This window comes from Bradyrhizobium sp. 190, from assembly GCF_023073415.1.
In the GTDB taxonomy this organism is placed as follows: Bacteria; Pseudomonadota; Alphaproteobacteria; order Rhizobiales; family Xanthobacteraceae; genus Bradyrhizobium.
On record NZ_JADPJL010000060.1, the window covers coordinates 62,418 to 83,209 of the forward strand.

A 20,792-nucleotide genomic window follows, 5' to 3' on the forward strand; every position below is an offset into this window, starting at 1 on the left:
CATGATTGGATCATCGGCGGTCCGTCTCCGGCTCGGGAACCAGCGGTGCGCCCCCGACGGAAACCGGCCCTTCTGGTTTAGGCGGGCGAGTGGCTCTTGTAGTCGGCTTTGAAGCGGCCTGGGCTGCTGGCGGACGAATATCTGCAGGAAGAGGCGCAGCAATGTTCTGCAGAGACTCAATTCTTGAGGTCAGGGCTGCGATTTGATCTAACATCCGTTTCAAATCGGCTTGCTGCGCATCGATGTTGCGGTTAAGCGCTGAAATCTCCTCGCTCACCTCCTGTTGCCCCGACCGAATCTCCGAAAGGGCCGCCTTGTCTTCAGGTGACAACGCCGGCATTGGGACGACTTCACGTGCCGCTGACGCCTCGATCATTCGGTCGATATGGGGCCAGTAAAATGCACCCCCAACGCATAGCCCGATGAAGACGGCGACAAATCCAAAAACCCACGGAAGGCGTCTTGATGACTTCTGCAAGACGGGCGGCAATTCCGAACCGTTCGCTTGATCAATCACATCCATCATTCTTTCTCTCGATCTATAATGGCTCTCGTTGCCGCGATAGTAGATGACGGTCAAGAGCGTCCATGCGAAAGTACTTGGTCATGCGCAGAAAGATATCGGGAAAGATCATGCCGCTTCAGCGTCCAACACGACTCTCGTTCAACGAATCGATGTTTTACCGCGCCAACAGGCGCTCGGCGCATTAACGCTGCACAGGCAATGAAAAAACGCACGATACGATCGCGGCCATAGCTCTAAGTACACTCGCGATGGCGCGGGCTCCTCCGCACTGGCGGCAATCTGCGGGGCGCACTGTCGAAAGATAAACAAGCACGCTCGCAGAAGGCCAGAAGGCGGGCTCAGCTAGCTTTTCAGATCAACTCTGCGCCCGAATGGATGGCTTTAGGCAAAGTTAAGCTAGCCGATTGAGAGATGACGAATCGCGAGCTATAAGAACGGGCGTTATCTGCGCGAGTCTAACAGCGAGCCATTTGACCAGGATCATGAGCCAGGAGCCACGGCTCCCTATGCCGGAATTTACCGGTGCATGGGCTGGCATCGCGAGATCGGCATCGCAGCGGGCCACGTCTTACCGCCACAAGGACATCATACGCACGCGGTGCATTTTTCAAGCTGACCACCCGATAGTTCGCAGACTTACTCGGAAATACAAGGAATATTGATTTTTGACGACTGAGTGGGCTTATCTTTTCGACTTTGCAAGCCTAACAGCCTGCATTGAACGCGGCGGCAATTTCGCGGCGAGCTTAGAGCAAGCGCATCAGGTGTCAGCCGTTTCATAATTGCGATGGAGTTGGCGGGGAATTCTTCGGAATGCGTGGACTTCTGATCGTTTTTGTGGCGCTTACAATAGTGTTGGCAGCACGCGGCCGGCACCAAGATAGCTTTGTGCCGCGGCTGACCGCGTCCCTGCCGCCAGTCAACGTGCCCTAGTCTTATGATCGTGGTCGAGTAGCTCGGCCATTCGGCTTTGCCCTCACAGATCCGGGCGGGCGGCTTTCCCGCACCCGGCTGTTCCCGGGGGTAACCCGCGTCATATCCGCGCCTGTGCCCAAGTGCGAGTGATGCGTGGAACGAGCAGACGGAAGCGTGCCGTCAGGGTGTCGAACTCGGACCAGCCCATGCGCCGACTTTTCTGGCTCCGCCGTCTCAGACAACGCAGCCAGGTCCGACGTACTTCGCGGTAGAAGCCGTTGAGCGCTTCGGCCGCCGGCGTATGTCAGGGTGAGCACGAACACCTGTGCCCTTCGCCGCGCGCGCATTTAGGACAGCCTTTGGTATGTCGGACGGTGCGCTCCAACTACGAACCGCGCAGCAACTCGCCGGTGGCCGGCAGCTTGCCGACGAGCTTGTCGCGCGCTTTAACGGTTCGCTCACTAATGATCCATAAGAATGAATCAATGGCAGCCTAACCAGTCAAGCGCCGATCCGTTCGACCTTGCAGTTTTCCGCCGACCGGCCGACTCTGAATTCAGACTGCGTCCACCTAATTTGCGCTGGGAAGTAGTCTAGCGCCTTCAAGTGCCTTCGGAGTTTGGGCTCAACCTTTGTTGCGGTGTGCTCGTCTTTGAGGACGGCACACAGGCCGGAGCGGTATTCATCGTGTGGAGTTAAGAGTCGACAGTGGCTCGTCCGCCCGAGCGCTTGCGGAAATCAGCGTGAGACACGAGTCACTTCCAAAAAAGAGATTCTGGCCAATCTGTGAACTCCAATTCGAAGCTACGTAGGCCAGTGAGTTTGGTGGTGAATTTAAGGGTCTTCCCTGAAAGGGCTGCCAATGAGCCAGATGCGAACTTGAATACTGTCGTGCCGGAAGTTGCGACCGCAATGCCTTGCTCGCCTTCCATGCTAGAGAAGCCGGTCACCTCGGAGAGTTGCCCAATTGCAACTCCCTCCAGCGCGCGGTGAAATTCCAGGGACGCTAAGTATGTTCCTTTATCAGCAGCCCACTCGCTGACGGACACTGCTGTAATCCCCGCGTCACTCAAGAGACCATCCGCGATCCGGCAGCCATATTGAACCGTGAGAATGACCCGCTCGTCCCGAACTCCGACCGGCTCTCTATCGGCGGCAGTGATCGTGCACGCGTACCGCCTTGTGGCCGCAACCGCGCCCGTGCTTAGCCCGAGCAACTCGAGAGCGGAACATAATACAAAAGCGATAACGGGTCTTCTCATTCGGCTACACCTAGTCTGGAGTATCGTTCGCCTGCTCTGTACAATCTGACGCTACGGCCGATTCAAGCTTCTTCGATCGCTCTGTCGGATGAAAGCTACTCATGTGACCGCGGTGTCGCAGAAACGGGGCAATCGGTATCCCCCCAGCGGTGGGCCTGGATGGGCGGCCCGAACGGTTTCATTATCGGCGCTCACGGTGCGCCGCGGGCCAGCACATCGGTGAACCAAGGCTGAGGGCCGACGCATTCAGCTCGGCGGCGGCCATGACGGGCGCGACGGCCCGCGGCGACGGAGCGCTACGTTCCTGACGCAGGCGCATGCGTTCTATGAGCGGACACCATTTTCCGCGCCAATGACCCGCGGCACAGGTCCCGAATTTTGCTTCACAGCGTCAATGTAAAAGGAAACGTGGTCGCTAGGAGCCGTTCAAAGGCAGATTGCCGCTCAAGCAGGCGCTTTTCGAGAACCTTACGCTCGAGATCACTTAGCTCGCTTTGAAGTCTTCTTCGACAGCGCCAAATGTCATTCCGCACGTATCTGATCTCATTCAAGCGATCGTCAATCGAAGCCATCACGGACACCATATCTAGCTTGAACCAGCCATGGACACTGCGGACATGATGTAATGATCTCCTCCCAGCATGTCCTCTTGTATCGAAGTCTTTCAACGCAAGAGCACGAAGTGACCGTTGCTTCTGCAGAAGTTCAGCGATTTTTGCCATCAGCGCGCAGATTTCAAAAGCTGCCACTCGCCCGTGAGTGAGTCGAAATGGTTATCTTACTCCAACCAACACGCGGCCCGATCAGGTGTCAGGCCGGCCACTTAGGCTGGTGTCGAATGGGAGTATCGGAGTAATCGGACGGTCGTACCGTCAAACTGTGGGTAACCGATTTGAGATCGGCAATTGCCATGCCAGCGAACCCCAGGTGGGGTTCAAGACAAGCCATGTTCAGGCTTGGGGGCTCGTCTGTTACAAACGAGTGGGATTTCGGCGGCGGCGCGCGAAGAGCCGGCCCGGATATGAGGTCGGAGAGCCTTCAGTCGGCAGGGCGAGGCGAAATCGTGAGCGATGCGCACCGCCGGGCGCCTCGGCTCAGTGTCTCGCCGTAGGCCAGCGTAGATCTTATTACCGCCGTCCCACGTGCGGCCGGCGAGCTGGCAATTGGATCTCATCACAAAACTTTCTGCGATGATGTCTAGCCGGGACTGGCGCTTGTCGCATCTGTGACACTGTATGTATTCATCAAGCCAAGACATCCGACGTTGTTCGGTAGCCCGGACTCGTTCTGTGAACTTAATCAGCAGCTTGCATGTCAGATGCAACTGGCATGGGGGTTGCTATTGTCCAGCCGCACCGTGAGCGCTAGCGCGACCAGCGGTTTAAGACAGATACGATCAACTTCGCTGGAGCGTATTGCCCGCCCAATCGCTTAATGGAGAACCGATGCGGCCACCGGACAGATTATCCTTTTTCGGCACGCTTGTTGTTGTCAGATCGGCCATCATGCCGAAGGTTGAGGCGCTAGTCTGATCTACCAATAGGAAGGTCGTGATCTAAGCTCAAAGCGAACTCGCGAATCAAATAACGGTCTGACGCCTCGTGGGCGAACGCCGGCAGCGAGCACCTCAAAATCGAACATTTGATGCAGCCTCGCTTGAAAGGATCCGGTGCATGCTGCGCCGGCCCGTTGTGGGAACGGGGTGTGGCATCGCTTTCGACTGTTTCCTTGATTAACAATCAGAACTGATGAGGCGGGTGTATGAACAAATCGATCCGGGAGCTTCGGCTTGTGGCTGAAGCATCTGTTTTGGCGACTGGGTTGCTGATGTCGTCAGGAGCTAGCGCGGACGATGATCTGATGAGAACCGCCAGGCAGATCTTCCATCCGATCCCCTCAGTCATTCCTGCGGTAAAGGACAATCCAGTCACGCATGAAAAGGTCGAGCTTGGCAAGATTCTGTTCTTCGATCCGCGGCTATCGGCAAGCGAGATCATTAGCTGCAATACGTGCCACAACCTCGGCAGCGGCGGAGTCGATGCCGGTCCGACCTCCGTCGGTCACGGCTGGAAGGTCGGCCTACGTCGAGCTCCAACCGTCTACAACGCAGTGTTCAATGCGGCGCAATTCTGGGACGGACGCGCCGCGGACCTCAAGGCGCAAGCAACTGGCCCTGTGCAGGCGAGTGCCGAAATGAATGCGACTCCGGATCGTGTGCTCGACACCTTGAACTCAATGACCAGCTATGTCGTCTTGTTCAAAAACGCTTTCCCGAACGAAGCGAGACCGGTCAGCTTTGAAAACTTTGCGAAGGCAATCGAGGCTTTTGAAGCGACTCTCATTACACCTGCGGCCCCGTTCGATCAGTATTTGGAGGGCAATACACATGCTCTCGATGATCAGCAGAAGTCAGGGTTGGCGCTGTTTATGGAGAAGGGATGCTCCTCTTGCCACAATGGAATCAATGTCGGTGGACAGGCCTACTTCCCGTTCGGCGTGATGAAGAAGCCGGATGCAACCCTCCTTCCGGAAGGCGATAAGGGCCGATTCGCGGTCACCAAGGCGGTCGGCGACGAATATGTCTTCCGCGCGGCGCCGTTGCGGAACGTCGCGTTGCGAGCCCCTTACTTCCATTCGGGCCAGGTTTGGAGCCTGAAGCAAGCTGTCGCCCTGATGAGTGAAATCCAGCTCGGCGCCAAGCTTAGTGATGGGGAAGAAAACGACATTGTCGCGTTTCTGAATTCGCTAACCGGGCGCCTACCTAAGATCGAGTATCCCGTACCAACACGACGCCAAAGCCTTCAATAGACAGATAGGATTAACAGCACCAGCTTCATGCCTTGCCGAATAGTAACAGATGCGACGCAAGAACCCGGCGTCCCGCACACGTCCTCAGCGGCTTGTCGGCGACCTTGCGTTTGATCGCGCCGCCCGGACCTGGCCAGAAGCTGTAGCCCAGGAACTTGCGACCGAACACACTGGCCACTGCGCTTTTGGTCTCGTTGACCGTCAAGCGCAGCTTGCCGTAGAGCCGCCGAAGCAGCCCATCACCCGGTCCGCCCGGCGGCTGCGAACGTAGACGTTCGCATCGTCGGCGTAACGCACGAAGCAATGGCCCCGATGTTCCAGCGCCTTGTCCACTTCATCGAGCAGGACATTGGCCAGCAGCGGCGATAGAGGCCCGCCTTGCGGCGTCCCCATCGTACGCGTCTGGACCACGCCATCGTCCATGATTCCGCTGTTCAGATACGCCCGGATCAGCCGGATGACTCCGGTGTCCCCGATCCGTTTCTGAAAGCGGTCGATGAGGATGTCGTGATTGACCCGGTCAAAGAACTTTTCCAGGTCCACATCCACCACGATCCGGCGACCCGATTGCACGTATGACTGCGCCGCGAGGACGGCATCATGCGCGCTTCGACCGGGCCGGAAGCCGTAGCTGTGCTCGCGAAGGTCGGATCAAAAATGGGCTGCAGCACCTGCAGCAGCGCCTGCTGGATCCAACGATCCGTCACCGTCCGAATGCCAAGCTCGCGCTCGCCACCGTCAGGCTTGGGGATCGTCACCCGTCGTACCGGACTGGGCCGGTATGTCCCCGACAATAGGTGCTCGCGGATCGCCCGCCACGCCGTACGCAGATGTGCGACGGTCTGGTCAATGTGCAGACCGTCCCCACCAGCTGCGCCTTTGTTGGCCCGCACCCGCTTGATCGCGCGTTGCAAGTTCTCTCTCGTCAGCGCCGCCAGAAGCAGCCCTGACCCTGGCTCTCCGGTCCATGCCGCGGGCGGCGAGCTTCATCGCTGCCCGAGCCACACGGGGCTTCACCGCGTCCTACCCCGGACCGCCCTGCTTGCGCAGACATCTGATGCGATACTTGCCACCTCGGCACGGTATTGAACACTCCTTCTCGTTTGGTTCTTCGCCCACCGTTCAGCCTTCCGACTTTACCGCCGGCGACTACAACCTCGGCTGACTTCTCGCTCCGGCTCGACACCGTTGCCCCTTTCAGGCACAAGGCGAGATCTCCCCAGGTAAGAACGCACTCCTTCACTGCACGACCGCCGGATCTACGCCGCTTCCCCTTGATCACGAGAGTTTCGCGGTTTGTGGCCCGCTCACCCTGGTCGGCAACGCCTTCTATCCGGTTCTTGTTCATCGGCCCGCAGCTTCGCTCCACGCCCACACTCGGTCACCCTCGTGCAGTTGCGCTTCGCTTCGCTCGTTGTGATCAACTCGCGACGGGACTTTCACCCATAAGAGTGCGCCCATGCTGGGCGCACCACAAAAAAACGCCCGGCCTCCTCGGGAGGCCGGGCGAAAGTCACGCAGGAACAACGCTGCTTTCCGCATCGCACCAGCTTTCGTCGGTAGGGAGGACTACCGGCGATCGATTTACGGCGAGGGCATTCGCCGTCAAACAACGAGAAGCGGATATCACTCCGCGCGAAATCTGGAGCCGCTTGCCTTCCGCTCCTGTCGGAAACTTCGCGACTTGTCCACCACTCGCCCGCTGTCCGGTTGGCGGGGCAGTGCCTTGATTGAGCTGGGATCCTTCGCAAGCGGTTTGGCTGCCGTGCCCTGAAACACAAGCGACAGTTTGCCGTCGCGCAGCAGCATTTGGCACCCCCAAACACCAACGCTCGATTATCTTCCGGAAGAGCGTGCCAAGGCGCCAATTTCGTATGACATTCCGTAAGGGCGGTAAAATAGATTGTTGTGATGGGACGCATCCACGCGATGGATAAAATGAAAAATAGCGCTGTGCTTCGCGTCGAGCGTTAATGACTTCGGAATATGTGACCGGATCGGGCATCGCCGGCACGCTGTCCGCCGTCGGATCGAAAACCGAGCTTGTCGCCGGCTGTATGCGACCGCCTCCGCCGGCGCCGGCCGGATTCCCAGGCGCTGGGAACTTTGGGAACTCGCAAGGACATCGTAAGCCCCCAAAGCGCGTGCATCTTATTCACAAACGCGTTGGCGAAACGCTCCGCACCATCATGGCTCAGCCCGCAACTCGCGTGCGGCGGCCACCATATTGATGAGCGCGGGACGCACCTCCTCCCATCTTCGAGTTTTCAGTCCGCAGTCGGGATTGATCCAGAGCTGCCGATCGGAAACTCGCTGCCGCGCCAACACAATCAGCTGCTTGATTTCCGCCGCTGCGGGAATGCGCGGTGAATGAATGTCATAGACGCCGGGCCCGATCTCATTGACATATTTGTAGCTCTTGAAGGCCTCGAGCAATTCCATCTTAGAACGCGACGTCTCGATTGAAATGACGTCAGCATCCATTGCTGCGATCGCATCGATGATTTCGTTGAACTCGGAATAACACATGTGGGTATGGATCTGAGTTCCGTCGGCGACAGCGGAGGAGCAAACGCGGAAGCTGTCCACTGCCCAATCGAGATAGTTCCTCCACTGCGATTTGCGTAGCGGCAATCCCTCCCGCAACGCAGCCTCGTCGATCTGGATCATGGTCGCTCCAGCCGCCTCAAGGTCGATGACCTCATCTCGGATCGCAAGAGCGATCTGACGGCATGTCTCGCTCCGCGAGATGTCGTCGCGGACAAACGACCAGTTCAGGATCGTCACCGGTCCGGTCAGCATAGCCTTGACGGGTTTCTTGGTCAGAGACTGCGCATAGCGCCACCATTCAACGGTCATCGGCTTCGGCTGGGAAACATCTCCGAACAGGATAGGCGGGCGAACGTACCGCGACCCATAAGACTGAACCCAGCCGTGCTTGGTGAAAGCGAATCCCAACAGCTGCTCGGCAAAGTATTGAACCATATCATTGCGCTCGAACTCACCGTGTACGAGCACGTCCAGGCCGATATCTTCCTGCCACTGCACGGTACGGGCTGTCTCCGCTTTCAGAAGCTGCTCGTACTGCGCGTCATTCAGCGCTCCCCGCGCATGAGCCGCACGCGCATTCCGGACGTCGACCGTTTGCGGGAAGGATCCGATGGTTGTCGTTGGAAACATCGGCAATGCGAACGCGACGCGCTGGACGTCGGCACGCTGGGTGAACGCACTGCGACGGCGACGCATGCTATCGTCGATCGCGGCCATTCGTCCGGCGACATTCGCATTGTGGATCTCGGGCGATGTTTCGCGGGTCACGACCGCGTCCTCCGAAAGCGCAAGTTCATCGGCCACCTCGGCAGCATAGCCGGCCAGCGCTTTGCCCAATATCGAAAGTTCCTTGATCTTCTGAACTGAGAACGCCAGCCACGTCTTCAGATTGGGATCGAGATCGGTCTCTAGCTCAATGTCGATCGGAACATGAAGCAGCGAGCAGGAAGGAGCAATCTGAACACGGTCCCTGCCCAGCTTTTTGACCATAGGGGCAAGTTGGTCGAGCAGCGCCGCAAGATTGGAGCGCCAGACGTTGCGACCATCAACGACGCCTAGCGAGACCACGAGATCTCTGCGGGCTGTGGCAACAATTGCGTCCAACTGGTCGGGTGCCCGAACCAGATCGACATGAAGCCCGGCAACGGGCAAGGCCAAGGCTGTTTCAAGATTGTCGCCGATAGCGCCGAAATAAGTGGCCAGCATGATTTTAAGGGCCGGCACAACCTCTGCGAAATGAGCATAGGCCCGGCGGACAGCCGCCCGCGACGCTTCGTCGACGTCCGTCACTAGGCATGGCTCGTCGAGCTGAACCCATCAGCACCGCGCGAGGCTAGTTCGCGGAGGACATCGACATAGACTGGGAGGAGCCGGTCAAGCAGCGACAGCGGATTGAATGCGGGATCTGCGCTTTTGCCGAGCTTCAGGAAAGTGACTGGGCCAACTAGGACGGGGCGCGTTTGGTAGCCGAGGCTTTTTGCCTCCTCATATTCCTCGATCGGCTTTTCGAGAGGAATACTTAAAGATCTGATCCTGGTGAAATTCCGGCACCATGTAGTGGTAGTTGGTATCGAACCACTTCGTCATTTCCTGTGCGGCTACGCCAGGCCCATGCTGAGCGTGACCACCGTCCTGAGCGCCACGCGCCATGGTGACGTAGGTCTTGAGCGACACAGGACCTTCGGTCCAGCCGTAGACGTCGGGAATGGCGCCGACCATTACGCTGGTATCGAGCACATGGTCGTAAAACGAGAAGTCATTCGAAGGAATGACGGTCGCACCGCGGGATTTCTGCCGTGCCCAATTAGCGGCACGAAGTTTACTCCCCGCCTCGAGGAGCTCGGCTTCGCTGGAGTTTCCCGCCAAGTAGCTCTCGAGCGCGAATTTGAGTTCGCGTCGTGGGCCGATGCGTGACATCCCCAGCGTGGCAACGGGAAGCGAAAGAATAGACATAGCTCAGACGCCATGATTGGGGCAAAGGCCATGGCGGACGCATGCAGCGAATATCGCGTGAGCGACAGCTGCTTGGCGCACACCGGGACACCCCGCCCGTGGACGATATATTGTCGAGGCAGGTCTCCTGGCTCGCGGGTCGTCGCTGCTGTCCGGCCTTCCCGAAGCCGCATGGCTTCAGTGACTTCGTTGGACAGCGGCTCGCCGCTTACAGTTGCGGGGGCAGCGCCGGCATTGCACCGGCTTCCCTCTTAGCTCCGGATCAAACGAAATCCGGAGACCACGATGGCTGGCATTATGCGCACGAGGATCGATCCGTCAACCTACTGGAGTGTCGCTGCGATATTGCCCAAGCGATTGCGAGCTGTACTAGGTAGGCTACAACGGTCTTACTCCCGGCCTGGTGAAAACGCGTGGATCTGTGGAGACTCCGCTTGTGAATGCGTCCGCTCAACACCCTGTTCGCGTAGTCGGATGAGCTCCGCGAGCAGAACGAACGCGCCGGGCGCTTCGACATCTGCGTGATCGCGACAAAGCCTGGTCTTTTCCGTCAGCAGCTTCTCGAACTCGTCCGTAAGGAAGTTGCGATCATCCTCGGCCGGCATCCGTTTGATCACAGTGCCATGAGGCTCTGAGGAATTGCAAAGGCCGGATTACTCCAGGATCGAACGGATGATCAGGTCGGACTGCCTGTGTTCGGCTGACCCCGCGACGAGCCGCGAGCTCGATCGCCTCCCGTGGCGTTGGTCAAGATGATCTTCTCGGTGCGCCAGGCACTCACGTGCTGAGCGACTTTGGCGCGCGCCTTCGTTGTTTCCGTCGCCGCTTGGGGAGTAGTGCAGCCTGGACGTTGGCCTGCGCGACATCGCAGGAACAGTTCCGGACCTCAGGATGCACGCTGACTTGCAAACTGGAGTAAGCGGCGAGAGGGCGGGCGGCGGGATCGTGCTATGACTCTACGCTCCATGCACTCGTGCACGGAAGCGGATGCCGAGCTTCTCGTACGTCTTCAGGATCTCCGGACCGATCTCGTCGCGCGAGGAGACCGTCTCTTCGGCTTCGGCCGTGACGTCGCTTTAGATATCCTGCAAATCGATCTTGTGATATTTGACGCCCCGTCCACCTCGCCTTGGCTCGTCAGCCAGCGACGATAAGCCTCGACGCGGCGACTGGAGCATCGAGGCGGCCTCGTCCTTATTCGAGACAAATTTGACGGTGTCCTCTGACAGAGCCCTTCGAGGGCTTCTCGGAGAAGATCAGCGCCTTAAGTCATAACGATGTTGATCGACCTCGATGCGCCCCATGCGGTCGGCGGCCTCCTCAAGCTCGACATCTACTACTTCGTTCGCGAAATCGAGCGGTGAAGCCTTCTGGACGCGGGCTGCTTATGCTGTTTTAGACGGGACACAGGTGTCAGGCACCGGACAGACGACCGCGCATTGCGGCGTGTCGCAATGGCCCGCGCACTCCGTACACTTTTTGGCATCGATAACGTAAATGTCGCGCTTGAGGCTGATCGCCGCGTTGGGACACTCGAACTCACATGCCCCACAAACGGTGCATTGCGAAGCGACGATCTTGTAAGCCATGCCTTCCGACTCCTTAGGCGAGCGATGCCATTGGCGATCCCTTTCAAATGCCGTGCCAAACACAGATGCGCTCAATGATGGGCAATTTGCGAGCCCTCGGGCCCTACTCCGAGAGCCAGTCGCGCTGCGAGCTTCCGTCGGTTTGTCTGGCACGGCAGCGCGGAGCCAAGCGACGCTCGACGATTCCGAAACCGGCGGCGCGACTAAAAGCCGCGAGCCGACGCACGTCTACGCCGGATCTCGGCAAACCGCCGGTCACACGCCCTGACTGGAGGTTTTGTGCAAGCCTCGCTCACGGCTACAACGTTAACTCCGCGGATTGACTCGCTGGAGGCTTGCCAAAACGGGTTTGTGCTACAACAAGCTTCGGCGTCGCTTCGGAGGGAAATGAAGTTGCGCCGGGAGGAGCGATACTGGCTTTGCAAAGTGACCGATTTAATTGCAGTCAGCCGCATGCCTGGTGCCGAGTAGGCATGACGGCGCGGGCGAGCGCTGGTACGCTTTGCCTGGCTGTGCTCAGCCACTCCTCATGCAACTATTTTGGACGAAGTGGAACAGGGCTGAAAGATGACTGTGCAAATTGCTTCAGCGGCATGGCCTTTCCGAACAGATGGCCCTGCGCAAGGTCGAAGCCGAGTTCGGTCACAGCGATCAGGTCGGCGTGGCTCTCCACACCTGCGGCGACGGTGCGCACACTGTACTCTTTGGCTAGATCGACGATATGGCGGCACACCGTTCGCTTCAGGGGCCCATTTCCGCAACCGGCGACGTACTGCCGGTCCACTTTTAATTTCATGAACGGGAATTTTTCCACCCCCATCAGCTGCGGCCAATTGGCGCCGACATTGTCGATTGCAAGGCCAATGTTGTGAAAGCGAACCTCACGCGCGACCTCGATCAGGAGATCTAGGTTCTCGATCGCTTCCTCGCTCTCGATTTCAATCGTCAAGCCGCCGAAAGCGGGGTGCGACGGCATGCGCTGACAGAGATCGCGTACCGCCTGCGGGTCAATCAGGAATGCTGCCGGGAGATTGATGGAGAGATCGATTGAAGTTTGCTGCTCCAGAAGATACTGCCAATCCTTGATCGCGCGGTCGATCACGAACTGCGACAACTCCCTAAAATGCGGATCGTGAGCCTCCGGGATGAAATAGGCCGGTGGAACAACGCCCCAGGTCGGGTGCCGCATTCGCACAAGCGCCTCGGCGCCGCGGCGGCTGAGGGTACACGCGTCAAACTTCGGCTCATACCAGAGCTCAAGCCAGCCAGCGTGTAAGGCTTCCCCGACATGGACCGCGGGACGGGGCGCCGGCTCTCTGGGCAAGAGCATGGCGACCCGATCGCGCAGCGTCTCGGCTGCAAACGGCGTCCTCAGCGGCGGCAGCATAGCAAGTCCATATTCGCCCCCGACCTGCTGCACTGCCGTCATGATGATCGACTCGCGGGCGCCGAACGCCAGCACTCCGCCTGCAAATCCTTCGCGTACGAGTATCTCGAGCAATCGTCCAGGCTCGATGCGATCCGAGCCAATGCCGAGCAGGATCAGATCAGGGAAGTCCGTGCCGAGTACGTGCGGCAGCTCGTCAGCAGTCCCGCATTCGCTGATAACAAACCCCATATCCTCCAGCACATCCCGAAGAAAGGCGCGCAGATGCCGCTTGCCGACGGCCACGCACGCTCGCGGCCGCACCTTACGCTGTCCGAAGATTACAGGTTTCCCTCCGACCAGTTCGGCCTGCCCATGCTCCATCGCAACCACTCCCGTTCCGTGACGGTCCCTTAAACGAGGAGCGAAGGTCCAAAACAAGCTGTGCTTGCCATTATCTTTCGGTTCTTCGAGGTAAGCTTAAGATAGTGCATTAGCGTGCAAAATCTTTCGCGATGTTGTTCAGACGATTTTGTCGGGCGCACGCGTATGATACCTGTCCCGCCTCGCGCAACTTTGTACGAGTGACGCACACGAGTGTGGGGAATCTCACCTTCGGACGCGCCGAGCTGATGCGCCCTATGGCACGGCGATTATCATGCTGCAAGATCTACTGAATCGATTCGCTCGTGAGTGGTGATCGGCAATCGCTCTTACGAAATGTTTGATCGGCATGGCCGGCCTGCCCACGCGCGAATGTGCCGTCTCGTGGATTTCCTTTCTAATCGAAGGAAGTCCATCATGAGTTCGCAGCAGGTCAAGCCGCAGTCGATTCTGAGAACGGCAACAGCTTGCACTTACCTCACCTCTGTTGCTTATAGCGAGGGCGGACGTCCTATTCCCTATCGAGCTTGATAGTTGCTCTCAGTTGCGTTTTCTGTACCCTTTTGAACATGGATATCCTCAAGAAGGACTGGAGGGACTAACGTGACGGGTGTTCGTGTTGGCGCTGAAGCGCAAGGCCTGCCCCACGGGGGCACGGCTTTGCGCAAAGGCGTGCCAGGAGATGAGAACGCGATCGCAGAAGCCGTCGGAAAGCTACTTTCTGAATTAGGTGGCCCCGGACCAGAGTTCAGCCTTGAAGGCGCGAAGCAGGCTGCTTTGCGCCTGATTCAGGATCCCGAAGAGGGCTTCATTTTTGTCATCGAAGAACAAGCCACGGGGCGGATGTAGGGGTCGCTGCCATCTCGGCCGTACAGGCCGTGAGAGCAGCCGGAGCGTACGGTGTGCTTCAGGAGCTATGGATTTCTTGCGACTTCCGAAGCTCTGACCACGGTCGGCATCTGCTCGAGGCGGTACATTCGGAGGCGAAGCGCCGAGGCTGGCAGATGATTGAGGTCGCGTTGCCCCCGGATGGCTATCCGGCCTTAGAACGGGTACGCCGTTTCTACGAGGAGAGGGGATATCGGGTTGGAGGATTGCGGGCGCGCAAGAGGCTATGACAGTACTGCGACCTCTGCTCCACACAGTTAAAAGCGCTCCTGGGCCTATCAGTAAAGACTTTCAAAGCAGCAAACCCTGCTGCTTGTTGGTTCTCAAAACGAACGCTCCAACGCGTGCGTCGCGGTTGCTCGAGGATGATCGGAGAACCTCGACGCTGATGCGGTGCTTACTCCCACTGCGAGCGGTTACCTCTTCGACCTTCTTGGCGGGAACGTTCAAGATATCAGCCATCAAATCGTTCTTCATGGTGCGAAGCGATACGATGGTCTTCTCAAGGCTCGTGGACCGCGAGCCGAAACCTGCCCGGCTAAAAGGCGCGAAGCCAGGTCGGCGGCGGCCCGTTGCGGGCGAAGCCCGACCCAGCCTTACAAACGATAGCCCAGTCGTACTTTCGCGCTTTCCACACAGTGCTGCTTACTGACTCCAGTTTCGGATCACCGCACACAAATGCGATCCATTCGTCGCCAAGTACAATGCCTTGGCAACTGGCAAGCCAATCATCTACCGGGCTCCTTCCTGCATCTTGATTCGGTGGACCGTCGCGTGAAGGATTCGGTACCACCTTGTCACTCCTGCTGGCGAACGTTCAAGGAAGGTGAGCGAGATCAGCCATCAACACTGATCCGGTAGAGGATTCCGTAATGAGCAATGTGCCGTTTGCCGCCTCCAATACGAGGTTCGTGCAGGTCGCCCCAGCGCAGGACTTGATGCGGGCGATCGTTTCGCCGTTCGGCGCCATGACGAAGACGTGGCCGAGGGAGGCATGCGCGACAAAGAGCCGCCCTTTTTGATCCATCGTCAGCCCGTCAGGACCGCTGGTCCCGAAGAACAAGCTGAACCGTCCCACCTTCGCAACCCCGCCGTCACGCATCAGCGGCACGCGCCAGATGCTGTTGTCGCGCGTCATTGCAACGAACAACACGGCCTCGTCGGGACTGAGCACCAGCCCGTTCGGGCTAGGCCCGTTCGAAATCAGGCAATCGAGCCGGCCGTCAGGGCACAGTCGGAACACCCGGCCTGTCGGATCGTGCAATCCAGTTTGCCCCTGATCGGTGAAATAGATGCCGCCGTTGGTCGCGATATGCAGGTCGTTGCAGCCTCTGAAGGACTCGGAATTGCGGTGCCCCAGAAGCGGCCTGATAGTACCCCGCTGCGGATCGAGCTCCATGAGGCCGTTCATGTAGTCGGCCACCAGCACCCGGCCATCAGGTGCGATCTTCAGACCATTCGGCCAGCCGTCATATTCGATTATCAGAGACCAGATGCCGTCGGGCGAAATCCGGAAAACGCGGCCGAAGGGGATATCGACGACGTAGAGATTCCCGGAGTTGTCGAACGACGGCCCCTCGATGAAACAATCCACCGGATGGCCCCCGCGGTTGGCATCCGCCCATTTCGAGGAAACACCCGGGCGACGAAATTCCGCCGGCATCGACGAGAACACGCGGGTCTCAACCAGCTGAGGCGACTTGTCGAGATACATCATGACGCGCCTCCCAGCGTGCGGCGCGGCTGGCCCTCATATTTGTAGCCAAACTGCTTGGGCATCGGTCCCTTGTTACGATCCTTGCGCCTGGTCTGTTCCCAGGCGTGGGCCAGGATTCCGACCGCGCGCGACAGGCAGAAGACGCCGCGCGCCAGCGAAGGCGCGAAGCCGAGCTCTCCGTAAATGACCGCGGTCGCGCCATCAATGTTCATTGGGATGAGTTTGCCCTTGCGCTGCTGCATCACGCGCTCGATCGCGCGGGCGGCCTTGGCATAGTCGCCGCTGACACTGCCCTCAGCACCTGCGCCATCCACCAGCGCCAATAGCGGTGCCGCGCGCGGGTCGACCGGATGAAACCGGTGGCCGAAGCCGGGCAGATATTTGCCGCGCCTTGCGGTGAAATGGTCGATTGCGGCGGCCGCGGCCTCGCCGATCTCTAGGCCATCGCGCCTCCGCAGCACATCTTCGTAGAGTTCGACCGCCTGCTCCCCTGCTCCGCCGTGCACGTCATCGAGTGTATTGATTGCGGAGGCCATCGCACCGTTCAGGGGCAGCCCGCAGCTCACCGCCATCTGCGCAATTGCGATGGAGGGCGCGTGCGGACCGTGGTCAACGGACGCGACCAGCGCAGCTTGCAGCAGCCGCTCCTGCGCTGGCGTCGGCAGATCGTCGCGCAACATCAGCCAGATCATGGCGGGAAAGGAAATCCGGCCGATCAAATCTTCGATTGGATAACCCCGATAGGCGATGCGACCGGGCGCGATATCGCAGATGGAGGTTCGCCACCAACGGGCCGCTTGCTGTCGCAATTCTTCTTCGCTCATTTCCGGTTCCGCCCCTTCAACCTGCCGATTGCCAACCGCCGCAAGCCGTCGAATATCATGATATTGGTCCGTCCGCGGCTACGCGGACGGGCAGGAAATCAGCCTCTCCTTGCTTTGGCGTCCCGACGGCCCGGCTTGAGACCAGTTGCTCGACCTCCGCATACGAATAGCCGAGCCGCTGCAGCCATCGCTCGGTGTCTGCTCCGAGCGTCGCAGGTGGTGAAGGCACCGAAAACTCCTCATCCAGCCGGAAGCCCGGCCGCGTGATTCGTAACGGCTGCGCACCGTGTTGTTCTGGGGCCAAAGTCTCGACGAATCCGCGCTCGAGGAGCTGTGGCTGCTGCAAAACTTGCGAGACCGTCAGCACGCAGCCTGCGGGGACTCCAGCCAGATTCATTTGGGCCTCCCATTCGTCAGCGGGCTTGCAACTCAACGCCTTGTTCAACTCCGTGTTCAGCGCTGCGCGATTGACCTTGCGCATCTCGCGCCCAGCAAAGCGCGGATCGGTCTTCAGGTCCGGTCGGCCAATCAGGTCGCATAGGGCTTGGTACTGCTTCTGCTCGTTGGCGGAAATGTTCAGCGGGCCTGTTGCGGTGCGGAACGTGCCGGAGGGAGCCGCGGTGAAGTTCTCGTTGCCGATGGGCTGCGGCTCGACACCAGCGTTCAGGTGGTTGGAGACGACCCATCCCATCGCTGCAACGGTGGCTTCGAGCAGGGACACGTCAATGAACCGACCGCGGCCGCTATGCCGCTGTTCGACCAGAGCCGCGGCGATGGCAAAGGCAGCAGTCAGTCCCGCAATCGTGTCCGAGATCGGAAAGCCCGTGCGCAGGGGAGCCGAGGCCGTATCGCCAGTGACGCTCATAGCACCAGACAGACCCTGAACGATCTGGTCATAGGCTGGACGGGCGGACCACGGCCCGCTCTGCCCAAAGCCGGAGATCGCGCAGTAGACGAGACGCGGGTTCTGCCTGCTGAGCACATCAAAGCCCAGGCTAAGCCGTTCCATCACCTTCGGCCGGAAGTTTTCGAGCACCACATCGGCCTCCTTGACGAGTCGCAAGAATACCTCGCGGCCCGATTCCGACTTCAAGTCCAGCGCCACGGATTCTTTGCCGGCGTTCACCGCGACAAAAGAGAGGCCCTGCAGGCGCTCTGCCCTTTTCGGATCGGCGCCGAGGCGCCGCGCGAGGTCGCCGCCGTTCGGATTTTCGACTTTGATGACCTCCGCGCCAAGACGCGCGAGATGATAACCGCAGAACGGACCGGCCAACACGTTCGACAGGTCCAGGACGCGGATGCCGGTGAGCGGCAGAGACATCTGAAGACGCCTTCCTTTAGGTGATCCGATGGTGAGGGCTTGGCCTGCGGGCAGCTATTTCAGTTGTTGTGCGGCGCGTTCCGCGAAGCGATTGGTGAAGGTTTTGTTCAGGTCGATCTTTGCGGCAGCGATTTTTGGATCAAAGTCGCTCAGGACAGCCAGCGGGACCTTGGCCGCCTCAATGTCCATCTGCCCGGTTGGCGAGAAGAGCGCTTTCGATGCGTTCATGATTTCGATATTCACCTCGCGATTGTCAGTCTTGTAACCAGGAGGAATCGCATCGACGAGCTGCTCCGTCGGCGTTGCGTTGATCCAGCGGTGAGTTTTGAGCAAGGCGTTGACCAGGCGCTGAACCGTTTCTGGATTTTTGTTGATGAAAGACTGCTGAAGGTAGAGACACGCGGTCGGATAGGATCCGCCGAAGGCCTGCTTTGAGCCTTCGATCGTGCGCGCATCGAACAGCGCTGTCGCGCTCTTCTTGCGCGCGAGAAGCGTCGCGATGGGATCGAAATAGACCAGGGCATCAACGTTCATGGCCTCAAGCGCCACCATGCCCGGTGCGCCGCTGCCGACGGCAATGATGTTGACATCGCGTGGACCCAATCCTGATTTCTTGATGTAGTAACGCGCCATAGTCTCCGTCGATGACCCCGGCGCCGTGATCCCGAGCCTGAGACCCTTTAGGTCGGCGCCGGTTCTGACCTTGTCGGCGAGGTCGCTGCGGACACCGAGCAGGACGCCGGGAATGTCATTCAGCAGGAACACGCAGGAAATTTGCTTACCCTGCGCCTGCATCTGAATGGTGTGGTCGTAAAAGCCGATAGTCCCGTCGACGGAGCCGCCGATCAGGGCCTGCAGAGCCTTTGAACCACCGGCCTGGAAATTCTCGACGGTAACGTCAAGGCCTTCTTCCTTAAAGGAGCCAAGCTTCACTCCAAGTTCGACAGGCATATAGTTGAGGATCTGTGACCCCACGGCGATCTTCAATTTTGTTTTCTCGGGCTCGGTGGCATGCGCCAAAATGACCGAGAATGCGGCCAGCGCCACGACCGGCGTCAGTCTTATGGAAACGTGCATGCGAACCTCCATGATTGATGGGAGAGCGTACGATCAGCTTTCGTGCGCAGGCGCCGGCCGCCAGACCAGGAGCCGCTTTTCCGCGCAATCGACGATGGCATCGAGGACAACGACGAAGGCGGAGAGAACGATAATTCCTGCGAACACTCCGGTCGCATCGAGGACGCCTTCGGCCTGCGCAATTAAGTGCCCCAATCCTGCGGACGAGCCGAGATATTCGGCGACCACGGCTCCCATCACGGCCATGCCGACGGACACCCGCAGGCTCGACAGAATCCAGGTCGTGGCGGACGGCAGGTAGACGTGCCGTAGCAGGGACGACTTCGATGCACGCAGCAGGCGGGCATTCGCCAGCACGACCGGATTGACCTCGCGGACGCCCTGGAACGTGTTAAAGAATGCGACGAATAGAACCAGCGTGACGCCGAGCGCAACCTTGGAGGTGAGGCCCAATCCGAACCAGATGACGAAAATGGGTCCAAGCAAGATCCGCGGGATTGCATTGAACATCTTGATAAAGGGCTGAACGACTTCGGCAGCGAACGGGCTTAAGCCCAGCCAGATACCAAGTGCTGTGCCGATCCCGATGCCAGCCAGGAACGACAGGACCGTCTCCAGCAATGTTATGCCAATATCGGTCCAAAAGTCCGCCGTCGACATCCACTCCCCGATCCTTGCGACAAGTGTCGAAGGTGCCGGAAAGAAGAAGGAATCGATCAGTCCGGCCCACACGCCCAATTCCCAGATCAGGATCAGGCCAAGGACGATGGCGAACTGCGTGAGAGCGACCCTACCCCTGCGTGACATAGCTTTTCTCCACTTCGGCGCCGAGCAGCGACCAGATTTCACGATAGAGCGCGACGAATTCGTCGGTGGTCTGCAGCGCAGAAACATCGCGCGGACGAGGCAGCGTGATCCTGACGTCGGCAACCATGCGGCTGGCGGGACCGGCAGACATCACAACGACGCGGTCCGCCAGCGTGATGGCCTCATCGAGATCATGGGTGATGAAGACGAGCGAGCGCCGGTCCGCCTGCCAGAGGTCGAGCAGGATGCGGTGCATGAGCCGGCGTGTGTGAACGTCCAGCGCGGAGAACGGCTCATCCATGAGAACGATTTTGGGCTCCATGATCAGGGTTTGTGCCATCGCAACGCGCTTGCGCTGGCCGCCGGACAATTGATGCGGATAGCGCTCCTCGAATCCCTTCAATCCGACCTTGGCGAGCCAGGGCCGTGCCTGCTCGCGCGCTTTCGCGATCGAGCTGCCCTGAAAGACGAGCCCGAGGCCGACATTGTCCTGGGCGGTCTTCCAGGGCAGCAGCCCTTCCTGTTGAAGCATGTAGCCGGACTGACCGTTCAGGCCCGTAAGAGACTTGCCGAAAATGCGAACGTCGCCGGCGGCGGGCTTCAGCAGTCCGGTGACAGTGTTGAGAATGGTCGATTTTCCGCAGCCGGTCGGCCCCACCACTGCAACGAATTCAGTCTCGGCTACCTGGAGGTTCATGCTTTTGACGGCCGTGAAGTCGCCGAAGCGAATCATCACGTCGCGCAAGTCCACGGCAAGTCCCGGCCGCCCCATTGTTTCGCTCCATAGAACTTGTTCTGGCGTCTG

At 59.1% G+C, this 20,792-nt stretch carries 16 protein-coding genes, 2 pseudogenes and 1 riboswitch; of the genes and pseudogenes, 3 read left to right on the forward strand and 15 right to left on the reverse strand.

All coding sequences use genetic code 11. The features are described from left to right. Positions 1–10 precede the first annotated feature (10 nt). On the reverse strand, positions 11–580 hold the full coding sequence (locus IVB22_RS27695; protein ID WP_247512588.1) for a hypothetical protein: 570 nt from the start codon (positions 578–580) through the stop codon (positions 11–13). Between IVB22_RS27695 and IVB22_RS27700 the strand changes: the two genes are divergently transcribed. Beyond that, positions 570–728, forward strand: a complete 159-nt coding sequence (locus tag IVB22_RS27700) for a hypothetical protein (RefSeq protein ID WP_247520367.1) — start codon at positions 570–572, stop codon at positions 726–728. The genes IVB22_RS27695 and IVB22_RS27700 overlap by 11 nt on opposite strands. Positions 729–2,196: 1,468 nt before the next feature. On the opposite strand, the gene IVB22_RS27705 is transcribed toward IVB22_RS27700, so the two are convergent. Together IVB22_RS27705 and IVB22_RS27710 are read right to left on the reverse strand one after the other, a co-directional pair. Then, positions 2,197–2,490 (reverse strand): hypothetical protein, encoded by a 294-nt coding sequence (locus tag IVB22_RS27705; protein ID WP_247520368.1) that lies wholly within the window; start codon positions 2,488–2,490, stop codon positions 2,197–2,199. Positions 2,491–3,086: 596 nt separating this feature from the next. Then, positions 3,087–3,452, reverse strand: coding sequence for a hypothetical protein (locus IVB22_RS27710; protein WP_247520369.1), 366 nt, complete (start codon positions 3,450–3,452; stop codon positions 3,087–3,089). Positions 3,453–4,464: 1,012 nt separating this feature from the next. On the opposite strand from IVB22_RS27710, the gene IVB22_RS27715 reads away from it, so the two are divergent. Then, positions 4,465–5,511 carry a cytochrome-c peroxidase gene (locus IVB22_RS27715; RefSeq protein WP_247520370.1) on the forward strand — a complete coding sequence of 349 codons (1,047 nt, stop codon included), beginning with the start codon at positions 4,465–4,467 and terminating at the stop codon, positions 5,509–5,511. 25 nt (positions 5,512–5,536) lie between these two features. On the opposite strand, the gene IVB22_RS27720 is transcribed toward IVB22_RS27715, so the two are convergent. The 6 genes and pseudogenes from IVB22_RS27720 to IVB22_RS27745 all read right to left on the reverse strand — a co-directional run bounded on the left by IVB22_RS27720 (position 5,537) and on the right by IVB22_RS27745 (position 13,353). Continuing rightward, entirely contained in the window at positions 5,537–5,716 is a 180-nt protein-coding gene (locus tag IVB22_RS27720) for a hypothetical protein (protein ID WP_247512590.1), read from the reverse strand. Beyond that, a pseudogene (locus IVB22_RS27725) lies at positions 5,713–6,096 on the reverse strand (reverse transcriptase domain-containing protein); the annotation flags it as partial. The pseudogene IVB22_RS27725 and the gene IVB22_RS27720, both read right to left, overlap by 4 nt. A 1,602-nt stretch (positions 6,097–7,698) precedes the next feature. Continuing rightward, positions 7,699–10,014, reverse strand: a pseudogene (metE, locus tag IVB22_RS27730) (5-methyltetrahydropteroyltriglutamate--homocysteine S-methyltransferase). 99 nt (positions 10,015–10,113) lie between these two features. Continuing rightward, positions 10,114–10,314: riboswitch (cobalamin riboswitch) on the reverse strand. Positions 10,315–10,403: 89 nt separating this feature from the next. Further along, positions 10,404–10,619: a hypothetical protein gene (locus IVB22_RS27735; RefSeq protein ID WP_247520371.1), complete on the reverse strand. Its 216-nt coding sequence runs from the start codon at positions 10,617–10,619 to the stop codon at positions 10,404–10,406. Positions 10,620–11,399: 780 nt separating this feature from the next. Further along, the gene (locus tag IVB22_RS27740; RefSeq protein WP_247512592.1) at positions 11,400–11,603 is read right to left on the reverse strand and encodes a 4Fe-4S binding protein; all 204 of its coding nucleotides are present in this window, start codon (positions 11,601–11,603) and stop codon (positions 11,400–11,402) included. Between the two features lie 535 nt (positions 11,604–12,138). Further along, positions 12,139–13,353: an EAL domain-containing protein gene (locus IVB22_RS27745; RefSeq protein ID WP_247520372.1), complete on the reverse strand. Its 1,215-nt coding sequence runs from the start codon at positions 13,351–13,353 to the stop codon at positions 12,139–12,141. 603 nt (positions 13,354–13,956) lie between these two features. Between IVB22_RS27745 and IVB22_RS27750 the strand changes: the two genes are divergently transcribed. Beyond that, positions 13,957–14,202, forward strand: coding sequence for a hypothetical protein (locus IVB22_RS27750; protein WP_247520373.1), 246 nt, complete (start codon positions 13,957–13,959; stop codon positions 14,200–14,202). An 856-nt stretch (positions 14,203–15,058) separates the two neighbouring features. Here the strand turns inward: IVB22_RS27750 and IVB22_RS27755 are convergent. The 6 genes from IVB22_RS27755 to IVB22_RS27780 all read right to left on the reverse strand — a co-directional run bounded on the left by IVB22_RS27755 (position 15,059) and on the right by IVB22_RS27780 (position 20,759). Then, positions 15,059–15,958, reverse strand: coding sequence for an SMP-30/gluconolactonase/LRE family protein (locus tag IVB22_RS27755; protein WP_247520374.1), 900 nt, complete (start codon positions 15,956–15,958; stop codon positions 15,059–15,061). Continuing rightward, on the reverse strand, positions 15,955–16,782 hold the full coding sequence (locus IVB22_RS27760) for a citryl-CoA lyase (RefSeq protein ID WP_247512594.1): 828 nt from the start codon (positions 16,780–16,782) through the stop codon (positions 15,955–15,957). The genes IVB22_RS27755 and IVB22_RS27760 overlap by 4 nt, the downstream gene beginning before the upstream one ends. Before the next feature lie 55 nt (positions 16,783–16,837). Then, positions 16,838–18,103, reverse strand: coding sequence for a CaiB/BaiF CoA-transferase family protein (locus IVB22_RS27765; RefSeq protein WP_247520375.1), 1,266 nt, complete (start codon positions 18,101–18,103; stop codon positions 16,838–16,840). Positions 18,104–18,157: 54 nt separating this feature from the next. Then, positions 18,158–19,150: an ABC transporter substrate-binding protein gene (locus IVB22_RS27770; RefSeq protein WP_247520376.1), complete on the reverse strand. Its 993-nt coding sequence runs from the start codon at positions 19,148–19,150 to the stop codon at positions 18,158–18,160. Positions 19,151–19,213: 63 nt separating this feature from the next. After that, complete coding sequence (locus IVB22_RS27775; protein WP_247512597.1) at positions 19,214–19,987, reverse strand: ABC transporter permease; 774 nt, start codon at positions 19,985–19,987, stop codon at positions 19,214–19,216. Further along, a complete protein-coding gene (locus IVB22_RS27780) occupies positions 19,971–20,759 on the reverse strand; it encodes an ABC transporter ATP-binding protein (protein WP_247512598.1) in 789 nt (262 codons plus the stop codon). The genes IVB22_RS27775 and IVB22_RS27780 overlap by 17 nt, the downstream gene beginning before the upstream one ends. Positions 20,760–20,792: the final 33 nt, after the last annotated feature.